General features: G+C 65.5%; 15 protein-coding genes. All 15 read left to right on the top strand.

The features are described from left to right. The first annotated feature begins 25 nt into the window (after nucleotides 1–25). The 15 genes from tssH (at nucleotide 26) to O8I58_RS08005 (ending at nucleotide 21,992) form a co-directional block, all read left to right on the top strand. A complete protein-coding gene (gene tssH, locus O8I58_RS08075; RefSeq protein ID WP_298322142.1) occupies nucleotides 26–2,764 on the top strand; it encodes a type VI secretion system ATPase TssH in 2,739 nt (912 codons plus the stop codon). Nucleotides 2,765–2,779: 15 nt separating this feature from the next. Further along, nucleotides 2,780–3,277: a hypothetical protein gene (locus tag O8I58_RS08070; RefSeq protein WP_298322140.1), complete on the top strand. Its 498-nt coding sequence runs from the start codon at nucleotides 2,780–2,782 to the stop codon at nucleotides 3,275–3,277. Nucleotides 3,278–4,092: 815 nt separating this feature from the next. Next, nucleotides 4,093–4,773 carry a hypothetical protein gene (locus O8I58_RS08065; protein ID WP_298322137.1) on the top strand — a complete coding sequence of 227 codons (681 nt, stop codon included), beginning with the start codon at nucleotides 4,093–4,095 and terminating at the stop codon, nucleotides 4,771–4,773. A gap of 394 nt (nucleotides 4,774–5,167) precedes the next feature. Further along, nucleotides 5,168–5,410, top strand: a complete 243-nt coding sequence (locus O8I58_RS08060; RefSeq protein ID WP_298322134.1) for a hypothetical protein — start codon at nucleotides 5,168–5,170, stop codon at nucleotides 5,408–5,410. Nucleotides 5,411–5,874: 464 nt separating this feature from the next. Next, entirely contained in the window at nucleotides 5,875–6,162 is a 288-nt protein-coding gene (locus O8I58_RS08055) for a PAAR domain-containing contractile injection system baseplate protein (protein ID WP_298322132.1), read from the top strand. A gap of 318 nt (nucleotides 6,163–6,480) precedes the next feature. Next, nucleotides 6,481–8,511 carry a type VI secretion system Vgr family protein gene (tssI, locus tag O8I58_RS08050; protein WP_298322130.1) on the top strand — a complete coding sequence of 677 codons (2,031 nt, stop codon included), beginning with the start codon at nucleotides 6,481–6,483 and terminating at the stop codon, nucleotides 8,509–8,511. An 8-nt stretch (nucleotides 8,512–8,519) separates the two neighbouring features. Continuing rightward, entirely contained in the window at nucleotides 8,520–9,062 is a 543-nt protein-coding gene (locus tag O8I58_RS08045) for a DUF6931 family protein (RefSeq protein ID WP_298322128.1), read from the top strand. A gap of 44 nt (nucleotides 9,063–9,106) precedes the next feature. Continuing rightward, nucleotides 9,107–10,453, top strand: coding sequence for a type VI secretion system-associated FHA domain protein TagH (tagH, locus tag O8I58_RS08040; RefSeq protein ID WP_298322126.1), 1,347 nt, complete (start codon nucleotides 9,107–9,109; stop codon nucleotides 10,451–10,453). A gap of 223 nt (nucleotides 10,454–10,676) precedes the next feature. Next, nucleotides 10,677–12,014, top strand: a complete 1,338-nt coding sequence (tssK, locus tag O8I58_RS08035; protein ID WP_298322124.1) for a type VI secretion system baseplate subunit TssK — start codon at nucleotides 10,677–10,679, stop codon at nucleotides 12,012–12,014. Between the two features lie 4 nt (nucleotides 12,015–12,018). After that, a complete protein-coding gene (gene icmH, locus O8I58_RS08030) occupies nucleotides 12,019–13,290 on the top strand; it encodes a type IVB secretion system protein IcmH/DotU (RefSeq protein WP_298322122.1) in 1,272 nt (423 codons plus the stop codon). Nucleotides 13,291–13,294: 4 nt separating this feature from the next. Next, nucleotides 13,295–16,789 carry a type VI secretion system membrane subunit TssM gene (tssM, locus tag O8I58_RS08025; protein ID WP_298322120.1) on the top strand — a complete coding sequence of 1,165 codons (3,495 nt, stop codon included), beginning with the start codon at nucleotides 13,295–13,297 and terminating at the stop codon, nucleotides 16,787–16,789. Further along, nucleotides 16,786–17,373 carry a type VI secretion system-associated protein TagF gene (gene tagF / locus O8I58_RS08020; RefSeq protein WP_298322118.1) on the top strand — a complete coding sequence of 196 codons (588 nt, stop codon included), beginning with the start codon at nucleotides 16,786–16,788 and terminating at the stop codon, nucleotides 17,371–17,373. Before tssM ends, tagF begins: the two co-directional genes overlap by 4 nt. Further along, nucleotides 17,370–18,083, top strand: a complete 714-nt coding sequence (locus O8I58_RS08015) for a PP2C family protein-serine/threonine phosphatase (RefSeq protein WP_298322116.1) — start codon at nucleotides 17,370–17,372, stop codon at nucleotides 18,081–18,083. The genes tagF and O8I58_RS08015 overlap by 4 nt, the downstream gene beginning before the upstream one ends. Before the next feature lie 4 nt (nucleotides 18,084–18,087). Then, the gene (locus O8I58_RS08010) at nucleotides 18,088–21,702 is read left to right on the top strand and encodes a protein kinase domain-containing protein (protein WP_298322114.1); all 3,615 of its coding nucleotides are present in this window, start codon (nucleotides 18,088–18,090) and stop codon (nucleotides 21,700–21,702) included. Then, on the top strand, nucleotides 21,702–21,992 hold the full coding sequence (locus O8I58_RS08005) for a hypothetical protein (protein ID WP_298322113.1): 291 nt from the start codon (nucleotides 21,702–21,704) through the stop codon (nucleotides 21,990–21,992). Before O8I58_RS08010 ends, O8I58_RS08005 begins: the two co-directional genes overlap by 1 nt. Nucleotides 21,993–22,049 lie beyond the last annotated feature (57 nt).

The raw sequence follows: 22,049 nt of genomic DNA, 5'->3' as shown, positions 1-22,049 counted from the left end.
ACCCTTCACGGAGCTCCCTTTTCCCATGGCCGAGATCAGTCGTACCGCCTTGTTCGGCAAGCTCGACAAGACCGCTTACCGCGCCATCGAAAGTGCCACGGTGTTCTGCAAGCTACGTGGTAATCCCTATGTAGAGCTGATCCATTGGATCCACCAGATCCTGCAGCTGCAGGACTCGGATCTGCACCGCATCGTGAAGCACTTCCAGCTCAACCCATCCAATCTGGTACGCGATCTCACCGATGCACTGGATCGACTGCCCCGGGGCGCGACCGCCATCTCCGATCTTTCATCGACGGTGGAGGAGGCGGTGGAGCGGGGTTGGGTATTCGCCACCTTGATGTATGGCGACACCCAGGTGCGTACCGGGACGCTGTTGGTCGGCATCGTGCGTACGCCGCATCTGCGCAGCGCGCTCAACGGGATCTCGGCGGAATTTGCGAAGGTCAAGGCCGAAGCGCTGGCTGATGGCCTGGAGGAGATCGTGGCCGGGTCGCCGGAAGACGGCCAGGTCGCCAACGATGGTTCGCGCTTCGGGGTTGCCGCACCGGGTGAGGCCAGTGCTGCCATGGCCCCGGCGCAGATGGGCAAGCAGGAAGCGCTGCGCAAGTTCACCACCGACCTCACCGAGCAGGCGCGCAGCGGCAAGCTGGACCCCATCGTTGGCCGCGATGACGAGATCCGCCAGGTGGTGGACATCCTGATGCGTCGCCGCCAGAACAACCCGATCCTCATCGGCGAGGCCGGCGTGGGCAAGACCGCCGTGGTGGAAGGCTTCGCCCAGCGCATCGTGCGCGGTGACGTGCCGCCGGCGTTGAAAGACGTGGAGCTGCGCACCCTGGATGTGGGCCTTTTGCAGGCCGGCGCGAGCATGAAGGGCGAGTTCGAACAGCGCCTGCGCGCGGTGATCGAGGAAGTCCAGTCCAGCCCCAAACCAATCATCCTGTTCGTTGACGAGACCCACACGCTGGTTGGCGCTGGCGGCGCCGCCGGCACTGGCGACGCGGCCAACCTGCTCAAGCCGGCGCTGGCGCGCGGCACGCTGCGCACGGTCGGCGCGACCACCTTCGCCGAATACAAGAAGCACATCGAGAAGGACCCAGCGCTGACCCGCCGCTTCCAGTCCATCCAGGTCGATGAGCCGGACGAGGCCAAGGGCGTGCTGATGATGCGCGGCGTGGCCAGCACCATGGAAAAACACCACCAGGTGCAGATCCTGGACGAGGCGCTGGAAGCGGCGGTCAAGCTGAGCCACCGCTACATCCCCGCGCGCCAGCTGCCGGACAAGTCGGTGAGCCTGCTCGACACCGCCTGCGCCCGCGTCGCCGTCAGCCTGCACGCCGTCCCGGCCGAAGTGGACGACAGCCGCCGTCGCATCGAGGCGCTGGAGACCGAGCAGGGCATCATCACCCGCGAGGCGGCCGTAGGCGTGGAGACCGCCGAGCGTGCCGGTACCGTGGAGACCGCCTTGGCCGTCGAGCGCGAACGCCTGGCCATGCTTGAAGCGCGATGGCAGTCCGAGAAGACGCTGGTCGACGAACTACTTGCCCTGCGCGCCCAGCTACGCGGCAACCATGCACCAGTCGAGGGCACAGGCACTGTGTTGGAAGCCGAGGTCGACAGCCAGGCCGTGGCCCAGCTGGAACAGCGCGCCGAAGCCGAACCTGCACCGGATCGCGACGGTCTGCTGGCACGCCTGCGTCAGGTCCAGGCCGAACTGGCCCAGCTGCAGGGCGAGAGCCCGCTGATCCTTCCCACGGTGGACTATCAAGCCGTCGCGGCGGTGGTCGCCGACTGGACCGGCATTCCGGTCGGGCGCATGGCACGCAACGAGATCGACACCGTCCTGCGTCTGCCCGAACTGCTGGGCAAGCGCGTGATCGGCCAGGACCACGCCATGGAGATGATCGCCAAGCGCATCCAGACCAGCCGCGCCGGCCTGGACAACCCGGACAAGCCCATTGGTGTCTTCATGCTGGCCGGCACCTCTGGCGTGGGCAAGACCGAGACCGCGCTGGCCCTGGCCGAGGCGCTGTACGGCGGCGAACAGAACCTGATCACCATCAACATGAGCGAGTACCAGGAGGCGCATACGGTGTCCTCGCTGAAGGGCGCGCCGCCCGGCTATGTCGGCTATGGCGAAGGCGGCGTGCTCACCGAAGCCGTCCGCCGCAAACCGTATTCGGTGGTGCTGCTGGACGAGGTGGAAAAAGCCCATCCGGACGTGCACGAACTGTTCTTCCAAGTGTTCGATAAGGGCTGGATGGAAGACGGCGAGGGCCGCAGGATCGACTTTCGCAACACCTTGATCATCCTCACCAGCAACGCCGGCACTGACCTGATCGCCAGCCTCTGCGCCGACCCGGAGCTGATGCCAGATTCGGAAGGCATGGCCAAGGCTTTGCGCGAGCCGCTGCTGAAAGTCTTTCCGCCAGCGCTGCTGGGGCGATTGGTGGCGATCCCGTACTACCCACTTAACCCGGAAATGCTGGGCAGGATCGTCAAGCTGCAGCTGAACCGCATCAAGAAGCGCATCGAGGCCCGCTACCGCATCCCGTTCGAGTACGACGAGGACGTGGTGAAGCTGGTGGTCGAGCGCTGCACCGAAAGTGAATCGGGCGGCCGCATGATCGACGCCATCCTCACCAACACTATGCTGCCCGACATCTCGCGCGAGTTCCTCAACCGGATGATCGCCGGTGCGCCAATGACTGGCGTGCAGGTGGGGAGCAAGGACGGGGAGTTTTCGTATGGGTTTGCGTGAAGTCGACAGGCGGTAGTGAAGCTGATTCCCCTTCAATACAAAAAAAGAGGCAGTCCGATGTCAGTTCCAAGCGAGGAAATGTCCAATTGGGAAGGATTCAAGCGGTCCTGGTCCGGATTGCTCGAAGGCGTGGTCAGTCAGCCCGAGCCGCCACCGAACTACAGCTTCAATTCGAAGGAAAGGATGGATCTCGACAGGCATGCTCGGGATATCAATGACAAGTTCGGATATGCGTCGGTGACCAGGAGTGTCAACTACAGCCTCGACAGGCGAAGGGTTCCACTCAACGCTCATTCGCGCGATGGGCTGGTCTCCAATCTGCAACGGGCCAACGATCTGGATGAAATCAACGACCTGCACCGGGTCGAGATGATGCATTTCATGCAGGGTCGGAATGCGTCGGGAAACAATTACGGATCGTGTCTGGTGGGTGTGATGGCACACAAGTTATCGCTGACCATTTGGCAGATCAGCCACGGAGACAAGGACATTCCGGAGCCCCCCACCTGGTAGGGGAGGCCGGATCGGCGGCAGCCCGGGCAGAGAAGATGCACGGGTACGGACAAGGGGTGCCAGCGACGCTGTAGCGTCTCCACGGAAGGGGGGGAAGCACGAGGCACGCGACGACATGACAATGCCCGGCATCCTCTGGTCGGGCGGGGGGCGAAAGTGGCGGTCTATCTGGCGGAAGAACAGACAGGCATGGACTCGGCGGTGCTGGGTTTCCCCGGCCTGAATTCCTGTCAGGCGGTGGTCTGTCGAGCCTCGGACGGGACGCTTTTCGGCGGCCACTTCACTGGCAGCAAGTCGGGCGACGGAAGTACGCTGGGCAGGCTCAAGGGATTGCTGGGCGGAAAGGTGATCTCTTCGGTCTACATTGGCGTACGACAAGGTGGACGCCGCGCGCCTTCTCAAGACAGTGCGCGGCAGCGACTCGGTATGGCGCCATCGCGCCCGCCAAATCGATTACGACGGGCTCGTGCACGTTTTGGATATCCGCGCGGCGCGATTGTCCACGGGCAGTGCCGCTGGTGTTCCGATCTGGCTGGAGGTGTATTCCACAGGGCATCAGGGAGGGTGCCAGTTGGCATGGAGGGTCGACAGTGAGGTTACCCCGCTGAAGACCAGGGGGCGAACGCGGGCTGTTCGTCACGGTCGGCAGGGAGCGTGACAAGGATGGTGTCGCCATGAACTACGTGCTGGATGCATTGATCGAGAAGAAGCGATGAGGACATGGCCAGCCGGGGGTTTCCCCGATCGATGGCGATGCAGGGCCGGTGGCTGCGGCATGCGGACATGAGCCGGTTTCGGCAACAGGCGGGGTAGTGATGGGACTTTTCAACAAGATCAGGGTGGCCGGCACCGATTCGGGGTCGTCCGTGTTGAAACTGCTGCGGACGATGCCGAAGAACGTATGCGCATCTAGGGCCTTCATTTGCCGCGCGGCCGACGGCTCGCTGCAGGAGGCTGTCGGGGGCTCCTGTCGACTGAATTGCGAAATGGAAGATGGCGCCTACCGGATCGAGGTCGCCCGCGGTGGCGGCATGGACTTCTTCATTCCCTACGGCCACGGGGCGGCACGTTACTGCGACGTGCCGAGGGGAGCGCCCGACGGTACCCTGGTGGTGACCTTTCCCATGAACGGCTGCGCGCTCGAAGTGCAGGCGAAGGGGCGCGTCAACAGGTTCTTCCACGACGCCGATGGCAACAGCATGACGGGTGACCGCCACGCCAAGTGCCGCATCGAAGCGGACACGTACGAAGGGCCGGGGGCCAAGGCTGCAGGCAAGTTCAGCGACCTGCCGAGCGCGATGGACACCATTGACGGTGTTATTGGGACGAATTTCGAGCACACCATCATCTGCGTGAAGAAGGGTGACCTCTGGAACATCTACCAGACGGCTGTGGTCGTCACGCGGGCCATTTCCGGCGGGGAAATGGTCGGCTCGCCGAGCTACAGGCACGTCTCCAATGGACCGCCCGTGCACATCGGGGTGTTCGCGGATTGATGGCCGTGCCTGCCCGCAGAAACAGAGGGTCAGAGTGCACTTTCAATGTCTCGGGGGGTTAGGCGTTGTCAGTAGCGGGGAGTTCGTTAAATTTTTAGTTAGCAACCTGGTCGCCGTTGAAAATAATAAATATCGCGATTTATTCGGATTGCTCCCCGGGTAGATAGAAGGGGGCTTGATCTCAGGCCATTGCTGCCGTCACTGAACTGACAGCGATCTGAGTCCGAGCTGCATCAATCGAATCTGTTTTTTGGGTGATCTTTCTGTGAACGGAAATAATGCAAAGTTCAAAGCCAATCCTGAGCTGTTCCTGGAGAACTCGGGAATCTTGTGCTCTTCGATGATCAGGAATTCCAAGGTCGGTGCGTTCAATGGCATTCAAGGACACGGGAAGATGGAATTCGACCTGGTGCCAAAGGGGCGCTTTGTCGAACTGACGATCCTCGGTAATGAGGGGACTTATGCGAAGACGTGGCGCCGTGGCAGCCCGATCGTCGGGCATTTCCTGCACTGGAACGGGCAGACCGCTTCTTCCGGTCCTTCCACTTTTGGAAGTATCGATCTATCAAGCTGCACCGCCGACTATATTTTCACCGCACCATTCACCGGCTGCCGCTTCGTGATCACGCGCGACTGAGGAATTCTTCGCGCCTATCACGAGCCGACGGAGAAAGGTAAAGACATCGACTACGCTGGCAAGGTTGTCGCCAGCCTCGGGCCCGACTATTCAGCCGGGGACGTCTCGGGAAATGGCGTGATCGTACGCAGTCCGACGGGCTGGAAAGCCATCGTCAGCACGATGGCGATGAATGCCACATCCGCGACGGTGGATAGCGTCGAATTTAGCTAGGAATCAAAGGGTAGTGGTGGGGAAGGCTCGCTTTCACCATGCCGGTATAAGGCGCTGTGCTTCGGCTACGGGATCCGATGCAGGCGGTCCGTTGTATGCCCGGCCAGGGCTGTCGTTGTATTGGGGGATTCGAATGACTGGCCGGCCAGGATGCGATGCCGCGCGCGAAGTGACGATGGATTGAGATGTCTTGCCGGGTGATCGAGGTCGAAGGTCTCCAGGATCGTGTCGCCTTCCCATGAGTGCGCGTGATGCAGCCGGCTGCACGACTCACTGACATGCATGCCTGTCCGATGGTGACTGGCGTGGTTCCGCACGTGGGTGGTCCTATCGTCGCACCGGGGGCGCCCACCGTCCTGATCGGTGGGCTCCCTGCTGCGCGGGCCACCGACCTTTGTACCTGCGTGGGGCCTCCGGACAGCATCGTGGCCGGCTCGACCAAGGTTTTCATCAAAGGACTTCCCGCAGCGCGCCTTGGCGACAGCACCGCCCATGGTGGCGTGATCGTGCTGGGCTGCTTCACCGTGCTGATTGGTTGAACGTTCCCGGACCGGTGTTGGAAGCGCAGTGCATTTGCCGGCGGGCCCCTGAAGCTTGGCGTGCGTGAGCCACCGAACTGCTCGATATCCGGGAGTCGCCGCCTCGTCGTTCGTCGCGCCGCAGCATCGGATTGCAGCACGATCATCTGCATGCCAAGGCGGGACGGATGAGACGGAATGACGCTTGCTGCCCGCATGCAGGTGTCAGGATCCGAGCGTTCCATGCGGCCCTGCCAGGGGAGGGCGTCGCACTGCCACGCGTCCATGCCCTCCGGGGCCTGGCCCCACGGAGCACCGGCTTTCAGCAACGCGGATCAGATGGCCAACTACGCATTCAATCTCAAGAGCAATCTGGGTGATGGCCTGAGCTTCTCCTCGCTGGAAGCAAGCGAGGAGCTGGGGCGGCTGTTCGAGTTGCGGTTGACCTGCCTGCATGACGACTTCGATGTCGACCTGGAATCCCTGCTGGGTTCTTCCATGACCGTGGGCTGCGCGGATGATGGGCGGGTGGTGCGTTGGTTCAACGGCATCGTGGCGGAAATTTCCCAGGATGGCGATGGTGGCGTGGATCAGTCGCGCCATGTGGCCTACCAGGTCACGCTGGTGCCGCGGCCCTGGTTGAGCACCCATCGTGTCAACTGTCGCATCTTCAGCGGCAGGAGCGTGCCGGAGATCGTGTCCGGCGTGCTGGCCGAAGTGGGTTACACCGATATCGAAAAGCATCTCTCGGGCACGTACCCAAAGCGTGAGTACTGCGTGCAGTACAACGAAGATGATTTCTTCTTCGTCAGCCGACTGATGGAGCAGGAGGGCATTTACTATTACTTCGTCCATCACGATGGACGCCACGTGATGGTGCTGGCCGATGGCCTGGGCGCGCACAAGCGCACCGAGCCCTATGAGCAGTCCTATCAGCCGGAGAGCCATCTTCGAGGTGGCGGTGCTGGCGTGGTGACCAGCTTCGGGCATGCGCGACGCGTCCATTCCCGGCTGCACAGGTCCACCGATTACGACCCGCAGAAACCTCGCCTGGATCTGATGGCTGATGGTGCGACCCAGCTTCGCCATGAGGCCGGCGAGCTGGAGTCCTTCAGTTGGCCGGGGGGGCATCAGAGCGTTTCCGAGGGGAGTCGCTATGCCCAGGTGGTTGCGGAAGCGCGTCACGCCATCAACGCGCGCCAGCAAGGTCAGGCAAACAGCTTGCAGCTCGCCACGGGCGCGTTGTTCCGGCTGAAGGGCTTCATGCAGGGCGATCGCAATGGCGAGTACCTGATCACCTCGACGCGCATCGCGTTGAAGCAGACCGGGCGTGCATCCGGGGGCAGTGCAGACGACGGCCCGCCGGTCCGCTGTGATTTCACTGCGCTGGATGGAAATCTGAGTTATCGCAGCCCGGCCCGGACGCCCCGTCCGCTGATCGCCGGCCTGCAGACCGCGAAAGTGGTGGGCAAGAGCGACGAGGACATCGAGGTCGACAGCCAGGGACGCATCCAGGTGGCGTTCCACTGGATTCATGGCAGTACCACGGAGCAGGACGACCGCTCCTGTCCGGTGCGGGTGGCCTCGTCATGGGCCGGGAAGGGGTGGGGCGTGCAGAGCATCCCGCGCGTGGGGCAGGAAGTGGTGGTCAGCTTTCTGGATGGGGATCCAGACCGGCCGCTGGTCATCGGCAGTGTCTACAACGGCGACAACCCGTTGCCCTATACGCTGCCGGACAACCGCACGCAGAGTGGCATCCGAAGCCGCAGCCTAAAGGGGACGGGGGACGACTTCAACGAGATCCGCTTCGAAGACAAGCGGGGCGAAGAGGATCTGTTCGTCCATGCCCAGAAGGACATGCACGAGGAGGTCGAGAACGACCACGTCATGCAGATCGACCACGACCAGGCCACCACGGTCAATAACGACCAGACCTTGACGGTCAAGCATGACCGCACCGAGACGGTGGACAACGACCGTAAGACCACCATCAAGCACGACGACACCCTGGATGTCACTAACAACGCGACCACCACGGTCGGGCAGAAATTCAAGCTGGATGCCGGCAGCGAGATCGAGCTGGTCACCGGCGCGTCGAGCATCGTGATGAAGAGCTCCGGCGAAATCCAGATCAAGGGCATCAACATCACCATCAACGGTGACCAGGCCATCAAGGCCGAAGGCGGCGTACAGGTGAACATCCAGGCCGGGGCAACCATGGACGTGGGCGCAGGCGCCAGCCTGAAGGTGCATTCGGACGCGCTGCTCAGTCTGGAAGGTGGAGCCACCAGCACGCTCAAGTCGCCCGTAACCACGGTCAAGGGCGATGCCATTACGCAGATCTCGGCTGCGTTGATCACGATCGGATGAATGCCGCCATGGCCGAAGATCCCATCAGCTCCGCGTGCCGTGAGATGGAAGTCAGTACCGAAGGATGCGCGCTGCTTCATCCCGGCATGGCACCGCAGGCCGCCGTGCGTGCGCTGCTCGCCGGTGGCCTGACCCAGGATGCACTCAAGTTGCTGGCGCGTCTGTTGCCGCGCCGCTACGCGGTGGCCTGGCTGTGCCAGTGCGCGCGCGAGCAGCCATTGCCGCCCGAGGACAAGGCCGGCGCCGCGTTGGCGGAAAGATGGTTGCGCGATCCGAGTGAGTCCAATCGACGTGCCGCCTACGCATTCGCGAGCGCAGGCGGTTACGCCTCGCCCGGGGCCTGGCTGGCCGCGGCGGTGGGATGGTCGGGCGGAAGCCTGGCGCCGGCAGACCAGGCTGTGCCGGCCACGCCAGGCCCAGACCTGACCGCGCGTGCGGCGGTCGCGGCAGTCAATCTGCTCGCGGCGGTCGATCCGCAGCGCTTCGATGCGCGCCGGCGGGGATTTGCCGCGCATGCGCTGGAGTTGCTCGTCGGTAGCCATGGCGCCTGAGCCAAATTCCTTCCACGTACCGCAGTTCCCTGCAGGAGATCATCATGGCCACGCACCCGAAGCTGGTTCTTTCGCTGTTGAGTGGCGCGGTGCCCGGCATCCACCGGACGCGTGTGGAGTTTGACGGGCGCGGGGGGAGCATTGGCCGGTCTGAGCAGAGCGCGTGGATCCTCACCGGTCCCGGGGTGTCGCGCACCCATGCACAAGTGCGATTCCTCAACGGCATGTATTTCATCGAGGACGCCAGCACCAACGGCCTGCTGCTCAACGGGGTGCCATTGGCGCGGAGTGAACCCGCTGCCCTGGGCGACGGGGATCGCCTGCGCCTGGACAACATGGAGATTGGCGTGGCGTTGCAGGCCGCTGCGCCGCCGGCTGCGGCGGCCGCAAGTTTTCCTGCCGAAGCGTCGTACGGACCCGATGCCACGTTGTTTGCCGCACCGCCGGCGGCTACTCCCCCGCAGGTGGCTTCGCCGCCCGTGCCGCCACCGCTTGGGCTGGCAGATCCTGGGCTGGACGACGTGTTCGGGCTGGTGCCGGTGCAGGGTGGCATTGGATCGGTGCAGCCTGCCGCTTCGCTGGATTTCGATGACCTGCTTGGAGCTGGCGAACTGGACCCGTTGCGGCTGCTGGATCCTGCTTCGCCTGGCCCCGTACCTGCCGCCATCGATCACGGCTGGAACCACAGCCCGGCCAGTAGCGACCATTTCCATCCCCCGCGCACGGCTGGGCAGGACCTGGCATTACCCGAGAACTGGGACATGACCACCGGCGACTTCGCTGGCCAGCCTGCCCGTGTCGCCAGCCCGCCCGCGGCGATGCCTCCACAACGGGCGGCCCCTGCGGGGGCTCCGGAGGAGCAGGTTGCCTTCCCTGGCGATCCCCGGATCAACGCCATCCTCTCGATCGTGGTGGATGGGGTGATGGATGTGCTGCGGGCCCGTGCCGAGATCAAGAACACGTTCCGCCTGCCGGTGACGGTGATCCAGCGTTCGGAGAACAATCCGCTGAAGTTTGCCGCCACGCCGGGCGAGGCCTTGCAGAAGTTGATGGCAAGCGATGGCGGGGCGTTCCTTTCTGGCGAGGCGGCGTTCGAGGATGCGTTCGACGATATCCGCTGCCACCAGATGGCCATGCTCGCCGGAATGCGGGCGGCGTTCGAGGCCACGCTTTTCCACTTCAGTCCCGGGCGCCTGGAACAGGAGGTCGATGGTGGCCGTAGAAATGCGTTCAGTGGAAAGGGGCGCTACTGGGAGCGTTATCGCGAGAACTTCGACGTGCTGGCAAAGGATCCGGACGAATGCTTCAGGCGTCTGTTCGGGGATGAGTTCGCCCGTGCCTATGAAGCCCAGCTGGCTCGCTTGAAGTCGGCCCGTCGCGCGCAGCGATAGCACGCCGGATGCGCTTGAGACGGAATGCCGGGCGATGGCAAGCCTCGCCCCGGACACTCGATGCCAGCCCGGGATCCGCAGCGCCGGCATGCACGCGCCTTGCTTAAACCACTGCGCCGGACCGGGCCAGATGGGGGATCGTGCGTCCAATCGCGCTATCGCCCGCCCCTCGTTTTCATGCCGGTAAGCACTGCGTGCCGGCATGACCAACCGGCACGTGCGCATGACGCAGAACAATAAGGTGATCTGGAGCGAAGGGCTGTTCTTGCGCCCTCAGCACCTGCAGCAGCAGGAGCGGTATCTGGAGCGCCATATCGAGCTGCGCACGGGCCGTCTGCACGCGCACGGCTGGGGACTGGACGAGTTGGAACTCGACGAAGACCTGTTGGCCATCGGCAAGCTTGGGCTGCGTCGGGCACAAGGGGTCTTTCCTGACGGAACCGCGTTCTCGATGCCGGGCGACGACCCGTTGCCGGTCCCGCTGGAAGTGGACGCGAGCTGGCGCGACCAGACGGTCTACCTGACCCTGCCGCTGCGGGTTCCCTCCCAGCCGGAGATCGGGCGCGCCGAATCGCCGAAAGACCAGCTGTTCCGCTATCGCGTGCGCGAGGCGGAGGTGGCCGATGCCACGGGTAGCGTCGGCGGCTCGGTGTTGATGGAGGTCGGTGGAATCGCCTGTCGCCTGCAGGTGCAGTCGCAGCCGCTGGAAGGGCTGGCCTGTATCCCCTTGGCTCGGATCGTCGAGTCGCGTGCCGATCGGCGCGTGTTGCTCGATGAAGGCTATCTGCCGACGGTGACCCGCAGTCATGCGGCCGTGCGCCTGGGGGGCTTTCTCACCGAGCTGCTCGGCTTGCTGCATCAACGTGCGGAGGCCCTGGCCGCGCGGGTGGCGCTGAGTGATCGCGGTGGTGCGGCGGAAATTGCCGATTTCCTGCTGTTGCAGGTCATCAATCGATGGCAGCCGGTCGTGGCGCATTGGAGTGCTTCGGGCGGGCCGCATCCCGAGGTGCTGTTTCGTGAACTGTCCGGGCTGGCGGGTGAGCTGTCCACGTTCACCGCACCGGGGAAGCGTCCCTCGGCGTTGCCGGGCTATCGCCACGAAGCATTGACCGAAAGCTTCGAGCCATTGATCGCTGCGCTGCGTGGGGCATTGAGCACGGTCCTGGAGCAAACGGCGCTGGCAATCCCGGTGCAGGCGCGCAAGTACGGCGTCTGGGTCGCCATGCTGCCGGATCCGGGCCTGGTCGATACCGCCGCGTTGGTGCTTGCGGTGCGCGCGGATTTTCCTGGCGAAGAGCTGCGGCGGCGGTTGCCGGCGCAGGCCAAGGTCGGTCCAGTGGAGAAGATCCGGGACCTGGTCAATCTGCAACTACCAGGCATCCCCCTGTTACCGATGCCGGTCGCACCGCGCCAGATCCCGTACCACGCCGGCGCGGTGTATTTCGAGTTCGACCGGACCGCGCCGCTGTGGCGTGAGCTGAAGACCTCCGGGGGCCTGGCCATGCACATGGGCAGCGAAGTGCCGGGGTTGGACATGCAGTTGTGGGCAATCAGGAATTGATGCCATGACCTCCTTGCCCGATGACGCCACCATCATGCGCGGCCAACCTGCGCCGCCACGTCCATTCCGCGACGTGTCGCTGCCGCGCCAGGAAAGCGACGCGGACATCAGTGATTTCCTCGGGCGCAGCGTCAATCCGCTGGTGCAGGCGGCTACGCCGCTGCTGTTGCTGGCGGTGCAGTTGCGCCATGCGGCGCAGGCACCGGATCCGGCGCGCCTGCGCGAGCAGGCCGTGGCACAGGTCAAACGTTTCGAAACGCGGGCGACCGAAGCCGGTCTTCCCGTGCAGAGTGTGACCGCTGCACGTTACGTGTTGTGCACCATGCTCGATGAGGCGGTTCTCAGTGCACCGTGGGGGGAGCGCACCGGCTGGGCGCAACAGACCTTGCTGATGAGCTTCCACAACGAGTCTTACGGCGGTGCCAAGTTCTTCCAGATCCTGGAGCGTCTGCAGAACGATGCCGCGCGGCACATCGACCTGCTCGAGTTGCTGTACCTGTGCCTGGCCCTGGGCTTCAGTGGCCGCTATCAGATCGAAGCCGGTGGGCGCGGCCAGCTGACCGAAATCCAGGACACGCTCTACCGTCAGATCCGCGAACATCGCGGCGCAGCGGTCGCCGAACTGGCGCCGCACTGGCGCGGCGTGCAGCGCCGGCCGGGGCAGGGGCGCGGCGTGCCCAGCTGGGTCTTGCTGCTGGTGCTGGCGTGCCTGGTACTGGGTGTCCTGGTCTGGCTGCATGCGCGCTTGAGCGCGCTGTCGGCGCCGATCAGTGCGGCTGCCGCGCAGCTGGGCGTGGAGAACGCGCATTTTCCCGACGCCACGGCGCGGACGCGTTCGCCACTGCGGCTCAAGCAACTGCTCGCTGCCCAGGAAGCCGGCGGCCTGCTTTCGGTTGATGCATTGCCCAATGGTGACGAGCGGGTACGCCTGAATGCGGCCACCATGTTCAACTCCGGAGGCGTGGACATCGCGTCACCGCAACAGGCGCTACTCGGCCAGATTGCCGCGGCGCTGGAACGCCTGCCGGGGCGGGTGATGGTGATTGGCCATACCGATGATCAACCGGTGCGGTCCTTGCGCTTCCAGGACAACTTCGCCTTGTCCGCAGCGCGTGCGCGTGCCGTTGCCGAGCTGCTGGGCAAGTCCATGTCGCAGCCAGAACGCATCGAATCGACGGGCGTCGGTGCCTCCCAGCCGCTGGCCACGCCGGCAGACCTGCCCGAGAACCGCGCGCGCAATCGCCGCGTGGACATCCTCTATCAGCCCGGGGACTGAAAAGATGGCCACCCGTGTTCTCGCGCTGTTCAAATCTCCCTGGGTGCTGTCTTTCATCGGGGTCCTGCTGCTGTCAGCGCTGGCCTGGTGGCTAGGGCCGTGGATCGCGGTAGGCGGGCGCCAGCCCCTGGCGAGCGTCGCCGCGCGCATCGTGGTGGTGATCGTCCTGCTGCTGGGCTGGGTCCTGGCCTGGCAGTGGGCGCAGCTTCGCGCATCGCGCCATGCACAGCGCCTGGTGGAAGGTGCTGCGGCCGGCGAGCAGGCTGACGAGCGCAATGCGGCCGAGCGCACGCAGCTGGAAGGGCGGTTTGCCGAGGCCATGCGGCTGCTGCGCAAGCGCGGGGGCGGCAAGCGCCTGCAGGCCCTGCCCTGGTATGTCGTGATCGGTCCGCCCGGTTCCGGCAAGACGACGCTTCTGCAGAATTCCGGGTTGAATTTCCCGCTGGCCGGAAGGATGGGCAGCGGCGGCGTTCGCGGTGTGGGTGGGACCCGGAACTGCGACTGGTGGTTTGCCGATGAAGCGGTGTTCCTGGATACCGCGGGTCGTTACACGCTGCAGGATTCGGACCAGAAGGCCGATGCCGGGGCCTGGGCCGACTTCCTGCGCCTGCTGCGCCGCTATCGACGGCGGCGGCCACTCAATGGCGTGCTGGTCACCATGAGCCTGTCCGATCTGCTGGTGCTCGACGATGCCCAGCGCGATGCCCATGTGCAGGCCGTTCGCGGTCGCGTGGACGAGCTGGCCGAGCAGTTGGGCGTCCGTCTGCCGGTGTACCTGGTGTTTACCAAGTGCGACCTGGTCGGCGGCTTCGATGCATTCTTCGATGACCTGAATCCAGAGCAGCGTGCCCAGGTCTGGGGCGCGAGTTTCCCGCTCGAGCGCACGCTCGATGGTTCGGCGGCGCGCGCCTTCGCAGACGAATTCGCGGTCCTGCTGGACCGGCTCAACGCGCGCATGCTCGCGCGCCTGCATGGTGAGCGCGACCAGCGCCGGCGCGCGCAGATCCTGGCATTCCCGCAACAGGTCGCCTCGCTGGGCGAGGTCGCGCGTCAGTTTGTCGAAGGCGTATTCGGTGGACACGCGTATGGCGCCCCGCCGCTGCTGCGCGGCGTCTACCTGACCTCCGGGACGCAGGAAGGCACGCCGATCGATCGCATGATGGGCGCGGTTGCACGCACGTTCGGGCTGGCACCAGCGCAGGTGCAGTTGCCCGGTGCGGCCACGCGCACCTTTTTCGTCCAGCGACTGTTGCACGGGGTCGTGCTTCCGGAAGCCGGACTTGCCGGGGTGGATCCGAGGACCGAGCGGCGCCATCACCTGGTCTGGGTCAGCGGGTGTGCCGCAGCGGTCGTGCTGGCGCTGGTGCTGGTCGGCGCAATGGTCAACAGCTATCTGCGCAATCGCGACTATCTGGCCCAGGTTCATGCAGCCCTGGATGCCAGGCCCGCCGCTGCGGATCCATCGAACGCGGGCAATGCCAGCCAGTACTTCGCCATGGCGCTGCAACAGCTCGAAGGAACCAGTAGCGTGCTGGACGTCGCCCGCCAGCATCAAGAGCATGTGCCGTTGTCGATGCGTTGGGGCCTGTACCAGGGGGGCGGCGTCAGCGAAGCGTTGGACGATGCCTATGCGCGCCAGTTGAACGCCCTGCTGGTTCCGGGCCTCGCCACGCGCCTGCGCCAGGGCTTGCGCGCGCATGCGGGGGACCCGCAGGCGCTGTACTACACCTTGAAAGGCTATCTGATGCTGGCCGAGCCGGCGCACGCGGATCCGGCGCAACTGGAAACCCTCGGTGCGATCGAATGGCGCACGCTGTTTGCCGATGACCGCGTGCTGCAGCAGGCACTGGCCCGCCACTTCCAGGCGCTGCTGGAGCCGCACATGCGGCTTCGTGCCATCTCGCCGGACCCCGAACTGGTCGAGCAGGCGCGTGCGAGCCTGCGCTCCGCGGACCTGTCGACGCTGGTCTACAGCGCCATTCGCTTGGAGCAGGGCAACGCGGGGACGTTGCGACTGGACAAGGCGATGGGGCTGCTGGGGGACGTGTTCACCCGTTCAGGTGGTACGCCGATCTCGACGCCGGTACCTGCGCTTTACACGCAGCCCGTGTTTGCCGAACTCAGCCGCTCCGGTATTGGCCAAGCCGTGGATCGCTTCGTCAAGGATGGGTGGGTGCTGGGCCAGCGCGATCTGGACGTGACGGCCCGCGCGCATCTGGTGGAAGAGGTCCAGGCAGCCTACGAGAAAGACTACGTCGCCTGGTGGGACGCGTTGCTGGCCGAGATCAAGTTGCGTGCACCGGCTGACGTTGCAGATGCGAGTGCCATCGCTGCCAGGTTGGCCGGGCCCAGCTCGCCGTTGCGGCTGTTGCTCAAGGTCGTGCGGCAGAATACGCAGGCGCTGCTGCCGCCGCCGTCGGATGGCAAGGACGCCAAGGACCCGGCCAGCGCGCTGAAGGACCAGGTGGCGGCGCACAGCAATGCCGCACTGGCCAGGGCGATGGGGGTCGATCAAGGCGGGCCGGCTCAGGCACAGCTCGAACCGGGGCAGGCGGTGGCCGAGCATTTCGCTCCGCTCAATGCGTTGACCGAGGGCGGCGACGGGGCTATGCCATTGGATGCGGTGCTGTCGATCCTGGATCAGTTGTCCAAGGTGCTGTTGACCATGGGCGACTTCAGTGCCGTGGCGAGCCAGCCCAGCCCGGCGGTCCTGCTGGCCCGGCAACAGGCCCAGTCCTTGCCGCCTCCGGTCTCCGGCTGGATCGGGGCATTGGCGGGTGACAGCGCGGCGTTGGTTGCGACTGGTACGCGCCAGGCCATGGGTGACCAGGCCAAACAGGCCGTGGGGGATGTGTGCGGCGAGTTCACCCGTGGCCGTTACCCCTTCACCGACAGCAGTGGTGCCATCCCGCTGCAGAACTTCGCCGAACTCTTCGGCGCCAATGGGCGGTTCGACCAGTTACGGCAGCAGATGCAGCCGATGATCGATGCCAGCGGATCGAACTGGAGCTGGAAGCAGGGGCCGGGTGTGGTCGCCGCCGGCCCCGCCGGCCTGCCGGCCCAGCTGCAGTTGGCCCAACGGATCGGACAGGAATACTTCCGTGGCGGCGCGGCGCCTGACGTGTCTTTCAGCCTGCAGGCCCCGCTGCTGTCTGGGCAGGTTGCCCGGCTGAAAGTCGAGATCGACGGGCAGACCTACGAGTACGCCGCCGGCGGAGCACCAAGCATGCCGATGCGCTGGCCCGGCCCGGTCCCGGGGCGGGTGGTGATCAGTGCCTTTGATGCTTCCGGTGCGCCGGTGGGACAGCCGCTGCAGTTCCAGGGCGATTGGGCATTGTTCCGGGCATTGGATGCTGGGCGTCTGCAGCGGCAGTCGGATCTGGGCTTCACCGCGAGCTACGAGTTTTCCGGCAGCCGCGTGCAGCTCCCGCTGCAGGCAGGCAGCTTGCGTAATCCATTCGGCAACGGCTCGGTGCGCCGTTTCAAGTGCGCGTCATGAGCCAGCATGGCGCGGGCTTTTTCGGCAAGCTGCCGTGCGCGGGCGACTTCCTGCAGCGCCGCTTGCCCCCGAGCTTCGTCGAGCCTTGGGATGGGCATCTGTCCGGCCTGCTGGCAGGGGCAAAGGAATGTCACGGGCCGTCCTGGACGCAGGCATATGCGATTGGGCCATTGCTTGCCTTCGTGCTCGCGCCAGGCGTCTGCGGCGCGGCGGGCTGGGCTGGCGTGACGGCGCCGGCGACCGATCGCGTCGGGCGCATGTTTCCCATGACGGTGGCCGCCGTGCCTGCGCAGGGCCACGCCGATGCGGGCTGGTTTACCGGTGCGGCCCTGCTGCTGACCGAGGCGCTGGCCAATCCAGCGCTGGACCTGGACGGCTTCGACAGGCGCGTGCTCGCCCTGGGGCAGCCGCGGCATCCGCTGCCGGTGTCCGGGGGCTTGTGGTGGCCTGTCCTGCCTGCGGCAGAACGGGGCCCGCAGTTCCTGCTGGAGGGCCTGCCCTCCCTCCCGATCTATCTCGATTGGCACAAGGCCGTGGCTGCACCTGCAGTTGGTCACGATGACATCACGGAGCGCATCGCATGAGTCATCACTGTCGTTCTGCGGGACAGAGCGAGACCGGCAAGGTCCGGCGCCACAATGAAGACGCCATCCTCGTGCGCGAGGACGCCGGCCTGTGGGTGGTCGCCGATGGGCTCGGTGGGCATGCAGCGGGTGACCTGGCCAGCGGCATGATCGTCGATCGGCTGGCGGCGCTGCCGCGCCGTGGCCAGCTCAGCGACTTCATCGATGCGATCGAGGACGCGCTTGTACAGATCAACGCCGAACTGCTGCAGATCGCGCGCCATCGGCAGGTCGACATCATCGGCTCCACCGTGGTGGTGCTGGTCTGGGACAGGGACGTCATGGCTTGTGGTTGGGCCGGTGACAGCCGTGCCTATGGAAGCGCTGGTGGCCCGTTGCGCCAGATCACGCGCGACCACGTCACCGGTGCGCGCGATGACCAGACCCAGTTTTCCGGCACGCCGGAACAAGGCCCGCCGGGTGCGCTGACGCGCGCCGTCGGCGCGCAGGAAGCGTTGTACGTCGACTGGGTGCTGGTTCCGGCCGATCCGGGTGCGCGATACCTGCTGTGCTCGGACGGGATCAACAAGGAAATCGACGACGAGGAGCTGGCGTTCGAGTTCGGACGAATACGCGACCCGGCCGCGGCCGTGGATCGCTTGTTCCAGCTCGCCTTGGGGCGAAAGGGCCGGGACAACGTCTCGGCCGTGGTGGTGAGTGTGGAGGATTGAAGACGTGAGCGAAGAACCGATCAGCGTTGCCGACCTGGTGAACGCCCTTGGGCATGGGCACATGGATCTGCAGCACGTGCTTGCAGCGTTGACTGCACGCGGCATGCTTCCGCGTCGCGAGATCGATGAAGGCATGCAAACGGTGTGGCGCTTGCGGGAAGAACAGATGCTCGACGAGATTTCGGTGACCACGCTACTCGATCGCCTGCGGGCTGCTTCGTATGAGCCGGTGGAACCGGTGGATGACGACGCCACGGTCGTGGCGCCTTCCGTGCGCGGGGCCAGCGCGCCGTCGATGCCGGCCGATCAGGAAGACGATGTCACCCGCGTGGCGCCGGCGATGACCGCTGCCGGCGACCCGCGCGCTTCCACCGGCACCGGGAGTGGCACGGGGACCGAAGGCGTCAGCGAATGGAAGGCGGTGGCCAAGGTCGCGGTGGTCCGCAGCGTCGGCGCGGGCGACCTGCTCAAGGGGCGCTTCCAGCTGGAGCGCGAGCTTGGGCGCGGCGGCATGGGGGTCGTCTGGCTAGCGCGGGACGAGCGCAAGATCGAAGCCCGCGATCGCGATCCTTTCGTCGCGGTGAAAGTGCTTTCGGACGAATTCCGCCGTCACCCGGATTCGCTGGTGGCCCTGCAGCGCGAGGCGCGCCGTTCGCAGCAACTGGCGCATGACAACATCGTGCGGGTCTATGACTTCGACAAGGACGGCGCCATCGTCTACATGACGATGGAGTACGTCGATGGCAGCGACCTCAAGACATTGATCCGCGAACAGGCCTTCAATGGCCTGTCCCTGGCCAAGGCATGGCCGCTGATCGAAGGCGTTTCCCGGGCGCTCGCGCGCGCCCACGCGGCGGGCATCGTCCATTCGGATTTCAAGCCGGGCAACGTCATGGTCACCCGCGACGGTGTGCCCAAGGTGTTCGACTTCGGCATCGCCCGGGCCGGCAAGCATGCAGGTGATGCCGAGGGCGAGCAGACCGTGTTCGATGCCTCCACGCTGGGCGCATTGACGCCTGCATATGCGAGCCTGGAGATGATTCGTGGCGAGCAGCCCGGGCCGCGCGATGACATCTATGCGTTGGGATGCGTGTGCTACGAACTGCTGACCGGCAAGCATCCCTTTGGCAAGGTCAGCGCGGAAGTGGCCCTGCGTGAGGGGCGGACGCCACCGCTGGTTCCCGGGCTGACGCGACGGCAGCAACGCACGCTGGCCCAGTCGGTGGCATTCGAGGCAAAGGGTCGCCTGGCTGACGTGCAGTCCCTGCTCGATGGGATGCGCCAGGTGCCGCTGCGCGAGCGCGCGATGCCACTGGCGGCGGCCGGCGGTGGTGCGTTGCTGGTGATCGGCGGCGCCGTCTGGGCAGGGATGGGCTGGTTTCACCAGCGGAATCTGGCGGCGATGATCGCGGCCTTCGATCCATCGGACCCGAAGCACTATCGGGACGAGGCCGCGGCGCAGGATGCACTGGACGGCCTGTCCAGCAGCGACCGTCGCGACGTGCTGGCCGATCATGCCCAGACTGTGATTGGTTTCCTCATGGCACGGCTGGATGCGTTGTGGAATCCGGCGCAAGGGCATTTCGAATATCGGCGTGCGCAGGATGTTTTTGCGTTGCGTGACAGGTTGCGCCTGTATTCGCCGGAACTGGACGCGCGCAAGCTGCGCGTCGAGCAGGAGCGCGATCGGGAACTGAACCGGCTGGATAGCCAGGTCGAACAGCGCATCGCCGCGGGTGCTTTGTTCCCCGATCAGCACGACAACGTGCTCGACAGTCTGCGGATCGTGGGCGAGATCGATCCGGACAGCGCGCTGTTGCATAACCCGCAGTTGGAAGCGGCTTATGACGCGGCGGTCCAGTCCAGCCTGCAGGCCGGGAATCTGGGTGCCGCCACGCAGCAGTTGAGCGTCGCGCAGCAGCGTTTCCCGGACTCGCTGCCGCTGCAGCTACGGCAATCGCAGTTGGTCGAACAACGCGCATTGGCGGAAGCGGTCACCGCGCGCGCACCGGCCCAGGACGCGCGTGCCGCACGCACCCAGTTGCAGCAGTTGCTTGACAAGCCGGACTTCACGGTGCAATGGCAGCAACAAGTGGCCAGCGCACTGGACGCGCTCAAGGCGTCCGGGCAACCGGTCGATCCGGCGGAACTGCAAGCGCTCGCCAGCGGCATCGTGGGCTTGATCTCCAGCCGTACTGCGCCTGCTGATCTGGCCCGCGCGCAGGCATTGGCCGCCTTCGGCCTGGCCGAGGTGCCTGCCGATGCGGCGCTGCAGGCGCAGCAACAACGGCTGCAGCAGGCAGGGCAGTCGCTGGATCAGCTGCTGGCCCGTGACCGTGCAAGTGCTGAGATTGCCGCGCGGACCGAGTCCCTGCGCCGCGCCGCGGCGGCAGGTGATCTGGAGAAAGCGCGTCAGGCATACGCACGTCTGGTCGCGCTCCAGCCTGACGGCGAATTCGTGAAAGGCGCGGGGGCCGACCTGTTGGCCCAGGCGCATGTCGCTGCTGCGGACGGGAAGGCCGCCAGCGGCGACTACGCCGGGGCTGCGGCGATCATGCGCGACGCGATCAGCCTGCTACCGGGGCGCAAGGCATTGGTTGCCGCGCAGGAACGCGACACGCTGGTGGCTGACATCCTGGCCAATGCCCGGGCACCGGCCGAACAGCGCCGGCAGCAACTGCTGACGCGCCTGCAGGTGGCATGGCGCGACGATGCCCGCGGCATGGGGGCGCTCGAATCCCAGATGAAGGCAGGCGGCCAATTGCCGCAAGGCAGTCTGGAGGCGCTCCTGCAGGCGCAGGCCGGGAGCGCTGAATCGCGTGATCAGGTCGCTCCCGATGCTGCGTCGGGCAGGCCTGCGGCCAGGACCCCGGCGGGCAAACGCCCGGAGCGTGGAAGCGCAGGCGCGACGGCCTCCACCGCCGCGGGCACCGCCGCCACCGCGACCGTCAACGAGGACGACCTGCCGCTGCCGCCGGTGCCTGATGGCCCAGACCCCTGTGGGCAGGCCGGATTGGCGGGCTCGGCCAAGGCCTGTTTCGATCAGCTCGGTGATGGCCAGCGCGGCCCCATGCTCGTGGTCGTCCCCGGGATGGGTGGTGGCAAGCGCTACGCACTTTCGCGTGGCGAAATCACCGTCGATGACTTCAATGCCTATTGCAAGGCCAGCGGAAGATGCAACGTGCGCTCGCTGGCTGATCCATCGCTGGGACGCTTGCCCGTAACCAACGTCAGCCTGGGACAGGCGCGTGCCTATGCACGGTGGCTGATCCGTACCACCGACGGTTGGCGTTATCGCCTGCCGACCGATGCCGAATGGCTGTACGCCGCCCAGGCCGCACAGGACTGGAAACAGGCGCCAGACAGCAACTGCGTTCCGCCGACCGCCAGCACGGGCAGTGATGCCCCGGTTTCCATTCGCGGACGTCAGCCCAATCCCTGGGGGTTGGTGAACATGAGCGGCAACGTGTGGGAGTGGACCGTCGATGGGAACAAGACCAAGGTGCGCGGCGGCAGCTTCGCCAGCTTCTGGAGCGACTGCAGCGTGGCCAGCGTGAGGCAGGATGGCGGCAATACCCAGCCGGATGTCGGCTTCCGCGTGCTGAGGGAGTTGAAGTGATGGATCTGCAACGTGCGAATGAAACCCTGCACGGCCTTTCTCGCGCCTATCAGGAAGGGCGGTTGCAGCAGGGGGAGTATCGCCAGCGTCGCCGCCAGTTACTGGATGGCCTCGCCGACAGTGCGGCCATTACCCATCGCAACGGGGTATCGCCGCGCCGTGCGGAGCCATCGTCGAACCAGGCATTGCAGACCGGAGCAGGGCGCTGGCGCCTGGGCTTGCTCGTGATCGGTGTGGTGCTCGTGCTGACGCTTGTCGGCCTTTTGTTAGGGGGAGTCTTTGATGTTTGAGTACGGTTGCCGGAAGGCTGCTGGCGGCGTTTGCGTGGGGCTGGTGCGGTCGAAGCG

This window comes from Pseudoxanthomonas sp., assembly GCF_027498035.1.
Taxonomy (GTDB): Bacteria; Pseudomonadota; Gammaproteobacteria; order Xanthomonadales; family Xanthomonadaceae; genus Pseudoxanthomonas_A.
Note: the sequence above shows the minus strand (reverse complement) of the source record. Positions and strands in the feature narration are given on the sequence as shown.

Excerpts from the sequence above, each read along its gene's own strand:
- tssH (WP_298322142.1), top strand. The coding sequence starts at position 26 with ATGGCCGAGATCAGTCGTACCGCCTTGTTCGGCAAGCTCGACAAGACC.
- O8I58_RS08065 (WP_298322137.1), top strand. The coding sequence starts at position 4,093 with ATGGGACTTTTCAACAAGATCAGGGTGGCCGGCACCGATTCGGGGTCG.
- O8I58_RS08060 (WP_298322134.1), top strand. The coding sequence starts at position 5,168 with ATGGAATTCGACCTGGTGCCAAAGGGGCGCTTTGTCGAACTGACGATC.
- O8I58_RS08055 (WP_298322132.1), top strand. The coding sequence starts at position 5,875 with ATGCAGCCGGCTGCACGACTCACTGACATGCATGCCTGTCCGATGGTG.
- tssI (WP_298322130.1), top strand. The coding sequence starts at position 6,481 with ATGGCCAACTACGCATTCAATCTCAAGAGCAATCTGGGTGATGGCCTG.
- O8I58_RS08045 (WP_298322128.1), top strand. The coding sequence starts at position 8,520 with ATGGCCGAAGATCCCATCAGCTCCGCGTGCCGTGAGATGGAAGTCAGT.
- tagH (WP_298322126.1), top strand. The coding sequence starts at position 9,107 with ATGGCCACGCACCCGAAGCTGGTTCTTTCGCTGTTGAGTGGCGCGGTG.
- tssK (WP_298322124.1), top strand. The coding sequence starts at position 10,677 with ATGACGCAGAACAATAAGGTGATCTGGAGCGAAGGGCTGTTCTTGCGC.
- icmH (WP_298322122.1), top strand. The coding sequence starts at position 12,019 with ATGACCTCCTTGCCCGATGACGCCACCATCATGCGCGGCCAACCTGCG.
- tssM (WP_298322120.1), top strand. The coding sequence starts at position 13,295 with ATGGCCACCCGTGTTCTCGCGCTGTTCAAATCTCCCTGGGTGCTGTCT.
- tagF (WP_298322118.1), top strand. The coding sequence starts at position 16,786 with ATGAGCCAGCATGGCGCGGGCTTTTTCGGCAAGCTGCCGTGCGCGGGC.
- O8I58_RS08015 (WP_298322116.1), top strand. The coding sequence starts at position 17,370 with ATGAGTCATCACTGTCGTTCTGCGGGACAGAGCGAGACCGGCAAGGTC.
- O8I58_RS08005 (WP_298322113.1), top strand. The coding sequence starts at position 21,702 with ATGGATCTGCAACGTGCGAATGAAACCCTGCACGGCCTTTCTCGCGCC.